3 protein-coding genes are annotated in these 12,831 nt (G+C 63.8%); all 3 read right to left on the bottom strand.

Translation table 11 applies throughout. From position 1 onward, the window contains the following. Positions 1-4,580: amino acid adenylation domain-containing protein (locus AC07OV_RS30140; protein ID WP_495093579.1), on the bottom strand; the 4,580-nt coding region annotated here is incomplete at its 3' end. 10 nt (positions 4,581-4,590) lie between these two features. Further along, positions 4,591-12,372: an amino acid adenylation domain-containing protein gene (locus tag AC07OV_RS30135; protein WP_495093578.1), complete on the bottom strand. Its 7,782-nt coding sequence runs from the start codon at positions 12,370-12,372 to the stop codon at positions 4,591-4,593. Positions 12,373-12,375: 3 nt separating this feature from the next. Then, positions 12,376-12,831: phosphopantetheine-binding protein (locus tag AC07OV_RS30130; protein WP_495093577.1), on the bottom strand; the 456-nt coding region annotated here is incomplete at its 5' end.

Genomic DNA, 12,831 nt, shown 5'->3' with positions numbered 1-12,831 from the left:
TCGGTGTCGAGCAGGTTCAATTGGCCGACGGTTTGCTGCTGGTCAGCCACCATCGCCTGCAACAGGTTCTGCCAGTGGCGTGCCATGCGCTCGATAGTGCCGGCGTCGAACAGATCGGTGCTGTAGCCCAGGGACGCCCACAAGCCATCGCGGCTGTCGTGGGTGTCCAGGTCCAGATCGAAGTGCGCGGTACGCCGTTCCCAGGCCAGGCCTTCGATGTTCAAGTGCGTCAGCGTCTGCTGTGCACCCGCCCCATCGGTCTGGTAGTTGAACATCACCTGGAACAATGGGTTGAGGCTCAGGCTGCGCTCCGGTTGCAGCGCTTCCACCAGCTGTTCGAACGGCAGGTCCTGATGCGACTGGGCCTCCAGGGCGCGCTGTTTGACCTGTTGCAGCAGTTGGCTGACGGTGGTTTGCCCGTCGATATCGGCCTTGAGCACTTGGGTGTTGACGAAAAAACCGATCAGGCGCTCGGTTTCGGCACGGTTGCGGTTGGCAATCGGCACGCCGACGCGGATGTCCTGCTGGCCGCTGTAGCGGTGCAGCAACGTCTGGAACGACGCCAGCAGCAACATGAACATCGTCACGCCCTGGGCTTGGGCCAGGGCCTTGAGACCGCTTGCCAACGTCGCCGGCAACGGCACGTCCAGGCGCGCCCCGCGATGGCTTTGTTGCGCCGGGCGCTGATGATCGAACGGCAGCTCCAGCACCGGTTGCTCGCCACCGAGCAGCTCGCGCCAGTAGCCCAGTTGGCGGGCCTTCTCTCCCGCCTCCATCCACTGACGCTGCCACACGGCGTAGTCGACGTACTGGATCGGCATGTCCGGCAGTGGCAGGGTTTGCCCCTGGCTGAACGCGGCATACAGCTGCACCAACTCATCGACCATCACTTGCATCGACCAGCCATCGGACACGATGTGATGCTGCACCAGCACCAGCACATGGTCGTCTTGCCCCATGCGCAGCAGGCTCACGCGCAGCAGCGGCCCTTCCAGCAGGTTGAACGGTCGTGCAATTTCGGCCTCGACCAGCGCCTGCACATTGCCCTCGTCGGCTTCGCCCAGCCTGATAGGCAACGCGGCCTCGGGCTGGATGACCTGGCGGGCCCCGTCCGACTGCGCCCGCACCACCGTGCGCAGGCTTTCATGACGGGCCACGAGGGCATCGAAACTGCGCTGCAGCGCCGGGATGTCCAGGGCACCCTTGAGGCGCAAGGCACTGGGAATATGGTAGGCACTGCTGTCCGGGTCCAACTGCCAGAGGAACCACTGACGCTCCTGAGCATAGGACAGCGGCAGGGATTGATCGCGATCGACCGCCCGCAGCGCCGGCGCCTGCTCACCTTCGGCCGTGTCCAGCACCTGCAAGGCACCGGCAAAACCGTCCAGGCGCGGCTGTTCAAAGACCAGTTTCAACGGCACTTCACGCGCCAGCACCTGACGCAGGCGCGACACCACCTGCATCGCCAGCAGCGAGTGCCCGCCCATCTCGAAGAAATGGTCGGTCAAACCCACACGCTCAGCGCCCAGCACGTGCGCCCAGACGGCCGCCACCTGTTGCTCCAACTCGGTCACCGGTTCAACCCACGCCTGTTGCGTCAGGCTGGCATCCGGTTTTGGCAGCGCCTGGCGGTCCAGCTTGCCGTTAGGGTTGAGCGGCATGCGCTCCAGGAAGATCAGGTGCGCCGGCACCATGTAGTCCGGCAATTGCTCGCGCAGCACGGCTTTCAAGGCCTCCGCGTCCTGCTCGGCAGCCACCAGGTAGGCGACCAGTTGGTTGTCGGCCGCCAGGACCAGGGTTTCGCGCACGCCTTTCTGAGCCAGCAACAGCGCTTCGATTTCTCCCAACTCGATACGGAAACCACGGATTTTCACCTGATGGTCCACCCGGCCGACGTATTCGATCACGCCATCGGCGCGGTAACGCGCCAGGTCGCCGGTGCGGTACAGGCGGTCGCCGCCGAATGGATCCGGCACGAAGCGCTCGGCGGTCAGCAGTGGCCGGTTCAGGTAGGCACGGGCCAGGCCGCACTGGCTGCCGATATACAGCTCACCCACAGCACCCAGTGGTGCCAGGTTGAGGTCGCGATCCAGCACGTACAGCGCACGGCCGGGCAACGAGCGGCCAATCGGGCTGGCCGTGGCGCCGATGGTTTCTTCGCCGCTGGTGCAGTCGAGCACGCTGGAGACCACCGTGGCTTCGGTCGGGCCGTAGGTGTTAAGCAAGCGGACATGGCCCAACCCGGCCTTGATCCATTGCGCCGGGCCATCCAACGGCATGGCTTCGCCGCCGATATGGACCTGGCGCAGCGCGCCGTAAGCACGTGGGCCCGCTGCCAGGCAATCGAGCAGGAACAGGTTCCAGTAGGCGGTGGGCAAGTCGGCCAGGGTGATGCCCTGGGCAATGATTTCATCGTACAGCCGCGCGCTGTCCCACAGCTCCGGGCCGCGCAGGATGACCGTGGCACCGTGGGTCAGCGCCGGGTACAGCTGCTCGACGAAACCGTCGAAGTTCAGGGTGGCAAATTGCAGGACGCGGTCGTCCGAAGTCAGGCGTGAGTAACCGGCGGCGATGCTGGAGAACTCGGTGAGCGCCGCATGGTCGATCGCCACGCCCTTGGGCTTACCGGTGGAGCCGGAGGTGTAGATCACATAGGCCAGGTTCTGCGCGTCGACGGCGATGCCTGGGTTGCTGTCGGTGTGTTCAGCCAGGCTTGCATCGGCGACATCCTGCGTCGCCATGCCTTCAGGCAACGGCATGGCCACATGGGATTGGGTCAACACCAGGCTGACGCCGCTGTCTTCCAGCATATGCAGCAGGCGTTCACGCGGGTACTGCGGGTCCAGCGGCACATAGGCGCCACCGGCCTTGAGCACCGCCAGCAGGCTGACGATCATCTGCACAGAACGCTCGACGGCCACGCCCACCAGCACTTCCGGGCCGACGCCCAGGCTGATCAGGCGATGGGCCAAGCGGTTGGCCTGGCGGTTCAGCTCGGCATAGGTGACGGACTGCGCGCCCAGGCACAGGGCAATAGCCTCGGGCTGTTGCTGCGCTTGAAGTTCGAACAAGCCCTGCACACCGGCAACCGCTTCAAACGCGGCCGCCCCCTGGTTCCACGCCTGCAACAGGTGCCGTTGCTCATCGTCGAGCAGCAGGCTGAGCTGCGCGACAGGGCTGCTCGCCCGCCCGACCACGGCGCGCAGCAACGCTTGCCAGTGCGCGGCCATGCGCTGCACCGTCGAGCGCTCAAACAGATCGGTCGCATAGGTCAGTGAAGCCCAAATACCTTCGGGTGATTCCTGGGTGTCCAGGCTCAAGTCGAACTGTGCGCTCTGGCTGTCCCACTCCAGGGCCTCCACGGCCAGGCCCGGCAACTGCTGCTCGCCACGGACTCTGCGCCCTTCAGCCTGGTGATTGAACATCACCTGGAACAACGGGTTATGGCTCAGGCTGCGCTCAGGCTGCAGGGCCTCGACCAGTTGTTCGAACGGCAGGTCCTGATGACTCTGGGCTTCGAGGGCACGTTGTTTAACCTGGGCCAGCAGTTGACTGAAGGTCATCTGCCCGTCGATATCAGCCTTGAGCACCTGGGTATTGACGAAAAAGCCGATCAGGCGCTCGGTTTCAGCGCGATTGCGGTTGGCCACCGGCACACCGATACGGATATCCGACTGCCCGCTGTAGCGGTACAACAACGTCTGGAACGACGCCAGCAACAGCATGAACAGCGTGACCCCTTCGCGCTGGGCCAGTGCCTTGAGCCCTGTGACCAACGCCTGATCCAGGCCCACATCCAAGCGCGCTCCGCGATAACTCTGCACGGCCGGGCGCGGGTGATCCAGGGGCAACTCCAATACCGGCTGCTCGCCGCCCAGGCGATCGCACCAGTACCCCAACTGCCGCTCTTTTTCGCCAGCCTCCATCCAACTGCGCTGCCACAACGCGTAGTCGGGGTATTGAACCGGCAAGTCCGGTAAATGAACGTCCTGGCCGCCGCTGTAACCGACATACAGTTGCACCAGCTCATCGACCAGCACCTGCATCGACCAGCCATCGGACACGATGTGGTGCAGCACCAGCACCAGCACATGTTCCTCTGGCGCCAGCTGCAACAACTTGACCCGCAGCAGCGGGCCTTGCTGCAGGTCAAACGGCTTGGCGACTTCGGCCTGCACCAGCGCCTCAAGCCGGGCGGCATCACCCGGACCTTCGGTGATTTCGAGGTGCAACTGGGGTTTGACCACCTGCACGATCTGGTCGGCATCCTGATGCAGGTGGGTGCGCAAGCTTTCATGACGCGCAATCAACGCATCAAAACTGCGTTGCAAGGCCGCCCGGTCAAGGCGCCCCCTCAAACGCAAGGCACGGGGCAAGTGATAGGCCGGGCTTTGCGGCTCCAGTTGCCACAAAAACCACTGCCGCTCCTGGGCATAGGAGAGCCGCAGCGGCTCACCTTCCTGACGCTTGAAAACCGGGGCAATCTCAAACAGGTTGATGCCTTGTTGCTTGAGCATTACCGCCAACGCTTTCTTTTGCTGCGCAGAAAGTGAACCCACCGACTCGATTAATGCTTGCACGCCACGCCCCTCAGGAAATCAATTTATCCAAATCTTCTGCTGATAGACGTTTGAGAGCCTCCAAGGATTTAGCCAATGCATCCTGCACGGGCGAATTATTTGTCTGCTGGCCTGCCACGTAGGCACTGAACTCGGCCAGGGTTGGCGTAGTGAAAATCGACTTGACGTCAAACTCGGCGTGCAACTGCTCGCGCAGGCGCACCACCACTTGGGTGGCCAGCAGGGAATGCCCGCCCAGTTCGAAGAAGTTGTCTTGGCGCCCCACGCGTTCAACGCCGAGCACTTGCGCCCAGATGGCGGCGATCTGCTGCTCCTGCTCGGTCTGCGGTGCTTCGTACACCCGCGCTTGCAGCGTGGCGTCCACCTTCGGCAAGGCCTTGCGGTCGAGTTTGCCGTTGGGGCTCAGCGGCATCTGTTCCAACACCATCCACTGGGCCGGCACCATATAGTCCGGCAGATGCTGGGCCAGGTGGGCGCTCAACACATCGCGCCAATCGTCGCCGGCCTGTTGCAGCACCAGGTAACCCACCAGGTATTTGCCATCGACTGCCAGTACAGCCGTCTCGCGCACCCACGCGTGTTCCAGCAGGCGTGCCTCGATTTCACCCAGCTCAATGCGCAAGCCGCGCAGCTTGACCTGATGGTCGATGCGACCGGCGTATTCGATCACGCCGTTGTCGCGGTAGCGCGCCAGGTCGCCGGTGCGGTACAGGCGCTCGCCTTTTACAAACGGGTGGGCAATAAAACGCTCGGCCGTCAGGGCCGGGCGACGGTGGTAACCCCGAGCCAGCCCTACGCCGCCCAGGTACAGCTCGCCAAGCACGCCAACGGGAACGGGCTCGAAGTTGCTGTCGAGGATGTAGCACCCCAGATTGGCAATCGGTCGGCCAATCGGCACCGCGTCGCGACCTTCATCGACGCAGGTCCAGTGGGTCACGTCGATGGCCGCTTCGGTCGGGCCGTACAGGTTGTAGAGCGCAGCTTGCGGCAGCTTGGCGAAGACCTGGGTCTGCGCATCCACCGGCAAGGCCTCGCCACTGCACACGATGCGGTGCAGGGTGTGGCAGGTGGAAACCATTGGGTCTTGCAGGAACGCCTGCAACATCGACGGCACAAAGTGCAGCGTGGTGACCTGCTCGGTGTTGATCAGGCTGACCAGCTTGGCCGGATCGCGGTGATCGCCCGGCGCAGCGACGACCAGGCGCGAACCGGTCATCAACGGCCAGAAGAACTCCCACACCGACACGTCGAAGCTGAACGGGGTCTTTTGCAGCACGGTATCGCTGACGTCGAGGGCATACGCTTCCTGCATCCACTGCAAACGGTTGGTCAATGCTGAATGACGGTTGCCCGCGCCTTTCGGCTGGCCGGTGGAGCCGGAGGTGTAGATCACGTAGGCGAGGTTTTCGCCGTCCAACGTCACGTTCGGATTGGCTTCGCTGAAACCCTCGAAGGTCGACTCACCCAGCACCAGGCATTCCAGCCCGACCGGGATCGGCAACTGGTCAAGCAGATGAGCCTGGGTCAGCAACAGCTTCACGCCACTGTCGTCGAGCATATAGGCCAGGCGTTCACGCGGGTATTCAGGGTCCAGCGGTACATAGGCGCCCCCGGCCTTGAGCACAGCGAGCAAGCCCACCACCATCTCGATGGAACGCTCTACGGCGAGGCCGACCAGCACATCCGGCCCTACGCCAGCCTCTATCAGGCGATGGGCCAGACGGTTGGCACGACGGTTCAACTCGCTGTAGCTCAAGCGCTGCTGGCCAAACACCAAGGCCGGGGCGTCCGGCGTGTTGGCGGCCTGCGCTTCAATCAGTGTGTGCACACACTGCTGCAACGGGTAGTCTCGGGCGGTGGCGTTCCACTCATGAATCAGTTGCTGACGCTCGGCCACCTCCAGCATCGCCAGTTCGCCCAGGCGCGGCTGCCCGTCTTGAAGCATGGCGTGCAACAGATTGACCAGGTGGCGGGCATAACCCTGCACGGCCTCGGCAGTGAAATGCGCACGGGCAAAACTGAAGTGCACCGATAACGTCTCAGCCACTTCCACCAGCACTGTCAGCGGGAAGCTGGTCTGCTCCAGGGAATGAGGGGTGCCAAAGCGGATGCCGCTGCCGCCAGCCTGCTCCAACGCCTTGGACACCGGGTAGTTTTCGAACACCAGGATAGAGTCGAACAAAGCGTCCCCGCCCTGCCCGGCCCACCGTTGAATGTCGTACAGGCCGGTGTGTTCATGCTCGCGCAGGGCCAGGTTCTGCGCCTGGACCGCTTGCAACCAATCGGCCACCCGGCACTGCTCATCGACCGCGCAGATTACCGGCAAGGTGTTGATGAACAAGCCGATCTGTTGCTCCACGCCCGCCAGCTCGGCCGGGCGCCCCGCTACGGTTGCACCGAACGCGACCACGGCCTGGCCGCTGTGGCGTTGCAGCAAAACCAGCCACGCTGCCTGGATCAGGGTGTTGAGCGTGACCTTGTGACTGCGGGCGAACGACTCAAGGCGCGCCGTCAACGCGCTGTCGAGCGCCAGTTGATGCTCGCCATGCCCCTGCAACGCCATCGGCTGGGCGCTGCCCAGGCGGGTCGGGGTGTGCAGAACCTTCAGTTGCTCGCGCCAAAAGGTTTCGGTCGCCACGGCATCACGCTGCTGCAACCAGCCGATGTAGTCGCGATAACGCCCGGCCACTTCAGGCACCACCGCCCCTGCGTAACGTTGCAACACCTCGCCGAACAACCGCGAATTGCTCCAGCCGTCCATCAGGATGTGATGATGGGTGTAGATCAGTTCGTGGCGCTGTTCATCGGTCCGCACCAGCACCATGCGCACCAAGGGTGCCTGGGTCAGGTCGAAGCCCTGACGGCGCTGCGTCTGTTGCAGCTCCTGCAGCGCCAGCTCACGTTCCGGCATGGCTTGCCAATCGAGCACTTCCAGCGGCAACCGCGCTTCGCGGTACACCACCTGGCGCGGCCCCTCCATCTGCCCTTCCCAGAAGAACCCGCTGCGCAACACATCATGGGCGCGCACCGTGGCGTCCCAGGCCTGCTGGAAGCGCGCCACATCCAGGTTGTCGACGCTCACGCGGATCTGGTTGATGTAGTCGCCTGCCGCCTGCTCGTACAACGTATGGAACAACATGCCCTGTTGCATGGGCGACAGGGTGTAGATGTCTTCGATGGCGTCGGCGGCCAGCGGCAGGGATTCCAGCTGCGGCTGGGTCAGGCGCGACAGCGGGAAGTCGGACGCGGTCACACCACGGTTGCCAGGGGTGCAGCAGTGCGCCACCAGCGCATTGAGCTCCTCGGTATAGGCCGCGCCCAGCGCTTCGATCGCCGCCGGGTCGAACATCAGCGGGCTGAAGGTCCAGCCCAGTTGCAACTCGCCGTTGTACACCTGGCCGTTGAGCGTCAACCAGTTACCCAGCGGCGCGTCCGGGCTCTGCTCTGCACCGCGGCTCTCGGCGGCGGGTGCGAACAACGCGTCCGGCTGGTCGAAGCTGGTATCGAACTGCCCCAGGTAGTTGAATGTGATGCGCGGCTCTGGCAAGGCGCTGAACGCCTCACGCGTGGCGTCATCTCCCAGGTAACGCAGTGCACCGAAACTCAGGCCTTTGTCCGGCACCGCACGCAGTTGCTCCTTGATCTGCTTGATCGAGCCCGCCAGGGTATCGGTGGGGGTCAGGCGCACGGGGAACAGGCTGGTGAACCAGCCCAGGGTGCGGGTCAGGTCGATGTCATCAAACAGGTCTTCACGGCCATGGCCTTCCATCTGGATCAGGCTGCTGGCATGCCCTGTCCACCGGCAAACGACCCGGGCCAGGGCGGTCAGCAGCAGGTCGTTGATCTGGGTGCGATAGGCCATGGGCGCCTGTTGCAGCAGTTGACGGGTGCGCTCGGCATCCAGTCGGCTGATCACGGTATGGGCCAGATGGCCAGGGCGCGCACCCTGCGGATCGCGGCACGGCAGCTCGGTGGGCTCACCCTGCAATTGTTGCAGCCAAAAGCCTTTGGCCGACGTGACTGCTTCGCTGCGGGCATGGGTTTGCAAGCGCTCGGCCCAGGCTTTGAACGACGACGTCTTGGCCGGCAGCGTGTGCTGGCGGTACAGGCTCTGCAGGTCCTCCAGAAACACTCGCCAGGACACGCCGTCCACCACCAGGTGGTGCATGACCAGCAGCAGCCGCTGGGTACCATCAGCCAACTCGGCCAGCACCGCACGCAGCAACGGCCCCTGCTGCAGATCGAGACTGCGCTGGGCTTTTTCGCACAGCGCGGTCAATTCGTCAGCGTCCTGCACCGTGGCCTGCCACAGCACTTGAGTGGTCGCCGAGGCATGTTCGGCCTTCCAGCCCTTGGCCTGCTGGCTGAAGCTCAAGCGCAACACATCGTGATGGGCGATCAAGCCTTGCAGGGCAGCGTCCAGGCGGTCGCCGTGAATCCGCTCACGCGGCGTCAAGAGCAAGGACTGGTTCCAATGGTGCGGCTGCGCCAACGCCATGTCGAAGAACAGTTGCTGGAACGGCAGCAACAGCGTTTCACCCTGCACCGGGCCCTGGTCGATGACCCGCGCCACCTGCAACTGCGCCACCCGCGCCAGGCTGCGCACCGTCTGGTGCTGGAACAACGCCTTGGCGCTGAAGTGGATACCGGCAGCACGGGCGCGGCTGACCACCTGGATCGAGATGATCGAGTCACCGCCACGTTCAAAGAAGTTGTCGTTCAACCCAACCTGGTCGACGCCCAGCACCTCTGCCCAGATCGCGGCGATTCGTTGTTCAAGCGCGCTTTGCGGCGCTTCGTAAGCCTGCACGGCCGCGGGTTTGGGCAGGGCCTTGCGGTCCAGTTTGCCGTTGGGGCTCAGCGGCATCTGTTCCAACACCATCCACTGGGCCGGCACCATGTAGTCCGGCAGATGCTGGGCCAGGTGGGCGCTCAACACATCGCGCCAGTCGTCGCCAGCCTGTTGCAGCACCAGGTAACCCACCAGGTATTTGCCATCAACTGCCAGTACCGCCGTCTCGCGCACCCACGCGTGCTCCAGCAGGCGTGCCTCGATTTCCCCCAGTTCGATACGCAGGCCACGCAGCTTGACCTGATGGTCGATGCGCCCGGCGTATTCGATCACGCCGTCGTCGCGGTAGCGCGCCAGGTCGCCGGTGCGGTACAGGCGCTCGCCTTTTACAAACGGGTGGGCAATAAAACGCTCGGCCGTCAGGGCCGGGCGGCGGTGGTAACCCCGAGCCAGCCCTACGCCGCCCAGGTACAGCTCGCCAAGCACACCAACGGGGGCTGGCTCGAAGTTGCTGTCGAGGATGTAGCACCCCAGGTTAGCGATCGGTCGGCCAATCGGCACCGCGTCGCGACCTTCATCGACGCAGGTCCAGTGGGTCACGTCGATGGCCGCTTCGGTCGGGCCGTAGAGGTTGTAGAGCGCGGCCTGCGGCAGCTTGGCGAAGACCTGGGTCTGCGCATCCACCGGCAAGGCCTCGCCGCTGCACACGATGCGCTTCAAGCCTTGGCAACTGGACACGGACGGATCTTGCAGGAATGCCTGCAGCATCGACGGCACAAAGTGCAGCGTGGTGACCTGCTCGGTGTTGATCAGGCTGACCAGCTTGGCCGGATCGCGATGATCGCCGGGCGCAGCGACGACCAGCCGCGAACCGGTCATCAACGGCCAGAAGAACTCCCACACCGACACGTCGAAGCTGAACGGGGTCTTTTGCAGCACGCTGTCGCTGGCATCCAGTGCATACGCTTCCTGCATCCACTGCAAACGGTTGGTCAATGCTGAATGACGGTTGCTCGCGCCTTTCGGTTGGCCGGTGGAGCCGGAGGTGTAGATCACGTAGGCGAGGTTTTCGCCGTCCAACGCCACGTTCGGATTGGCTTCGCTGAAACCCTCGAAGGTCGACTCACCCAGCACCAGGTATTCCAGCCCGGCCGGGATCGGCAACTGGTCAAGCAGATGAGCCTGGGTCAGCAGCAGCTTCACGCCACTGTCGTCGAGCATGTAGGCCAGGCGCTCACGCGGATACTCCGGGTCCAGCGGCACATAGGCGCCACCAGCCTTGAGCACGGCGAGCAAGCCCACCACCATTTCGACGGAACGCTCCACCGCCAGGCCGACCAGCACATCCGGCCCCACGCCCGCCGCTATCAGGCGATGGGCCAGGCGGTTGGCACGACGGTTCAGTTCGCTGTAGCTCAAGCGCTGCTCGGCAAAGGCCAATGCCGGGGCGTCCGGCGTGTTGGCGGCCTGCGCTTCAATCAGTTGGTGCACGCACTGCTGCAACGGGTAGTCGCGGGCGGTGGCGTTCCACTGGAACACCATCTGCTCACGCTCTTGCGCGCTCACGGCGGTCAGGTCCTGCAGCGCCAGGCCACTGTTGGCAACCGCTGCACGCAGCAGGCTCAGCCAATGGCCGACCATGCGCTCGGCGGTCGTGGCATCAAACAAGTCGGTGGCGTAGGTCAGGGAAGCCCAGATCCCGTCGCCCGTTTCCTGGGTGTCCAGGCTCAGGTCGAACTGGGCACTGCGGGTGTCCCATTCCAGGTTGGCCACTTGCAGGCCCGGTAGCTGGGGCGCGCGCGTGGCAGCCCGGGCCTGGTGGTTGAACATCACCTGGAAGAGCGGGTTGTGGCTCAAGCTGCGCTCCGGCTGCAGGGCTTCGACCAACTGCTCGAATGGCAAGTCCTGGTGGGCTTGGGCCTCCAGCGCGCGACGCTTGGTATGTTGGAGCAACTGGGCGAACGTCATCTGGCCGTCAAGGTTGGCCTTGAGCACCTGGGTATTGACGAAAAAGCCGATCAGCGACTCGGTCTCTACGCGGTTACGGTTGGCAATCGGCACCCCGACCCGAATGTCATGCTGGCCACTGTAGCGGTACAGAAAGGCCTGGAACGAAGCCAGCAGCAACATGAACAGCGTGACGCCTTCGCGCTGGGCCAGGGCCTTGATTTGCACCACCAGACCAGGCTCCAGGGCAATGTCCCGGCGTGCGCCACGGTAACTCTGCTGGGCCGGCCGGCCGTGGTCCAGCGGCAACTCCAGCACCGGCTGCACCCCACCCAGCAACTCGCGCCAGTAATCCAGTTGTCGCGCTTTTTCGCCGGCTTCCATCCAGCTGCGCTGCCACAGTGCGTAGTCTGCGTATTGGATCGGCAATGGCGCCAACACACAGTCCTGGCCTTGACTGCACGCGGCGTAGAACTGCATCAGCTCCTGCACCATCACGCCCATGGACCAACCGTCAGAGACGATGTGGTGCTGCACCAGCACCAACACATGCTCGTCATGCCCCAGGCTGAACAGATTGACCCGCAGCAATGGCCCCTGTTGCAGGTCGAAAGGGCGAGCGATCTCGGCTTCCACCCGGGCCTTGAGCTGGGCTTCCTCGACCGGGCTTTCCATGATCTGGACAGGCGCAACGTCCAGCACTTCCTGGGAGCGTTGCTCACCGTCCAGGTGCAGCCGGGTACGCAGGCTTTCGTGGCGAGCCACCAGCCGGTCAAAACTGCGCTGCAAGGCCGCCTTGTCCAGGGGCCCGCTCAGGCGCAGTGCCCCGGGTACGTGATAGGCGGCGCTGTGCGGGTCCAGTTGCCAGAGAAACCACTGGCGTTCCTGGGCATAGGACAAGGGCGCGTGCTGGCCCTGTTCACGGATCGAGGCAATGGGCAATTGAGCAAAGCTCATGCCCCGGGTTTGCAAGCGTTGGTAGAACTGCTGGCGTTGTTCCAGAGGCAGGCGAAGAAAGCGCGACACCAGGTCGATGTTAGGGTTGGAAAGCATGGTTCAAATCGCCTCTAGTTCGCTCAAAAAGTCACGAAGATCATCAAAATCTTCCGCGCTGCCGGCACGGAAGGTCGCTGCCGCCTGGACATAGGCGCGCAACGACTCGGTCTGGAACACTTCCACCAACGGCACTTCCAGGCCCAACTCGGCCTGGACCCGCGAGGTGATCTGGATCGCCAGCAGGGAATGGCCGCCCACTTCAAAGAAGTTGTCGTTCAGGCCCACCTGCGGCAGGTGCAGTACGTCGGCCCAGATCGTTGCGATCTGTTGCTCCAACTCGGTTTCGGGGGCCACGTAGTGTTGTTGCAATTGGCTGGCGTCCGGCTCGGGCAGGCCCTTGCGGTCGAGCTTGCCGTTGGGAGTCAGCGGCATCTGCGCGAGGAACATGAAGTGCGATGGCACCATGTAGTCGGGCAGACGGGTTTTGAGGGCGCGACGCAGGCTGTCGCGGAACTC

The organism is Pseudomonas sp. GW821-FHT09A09 (assembly GCF_059418405.1).
Note: the sequence above shows the minus strand (reverse complement) of the source record. Positions and strands in the feature narration are given on the sequence as shown.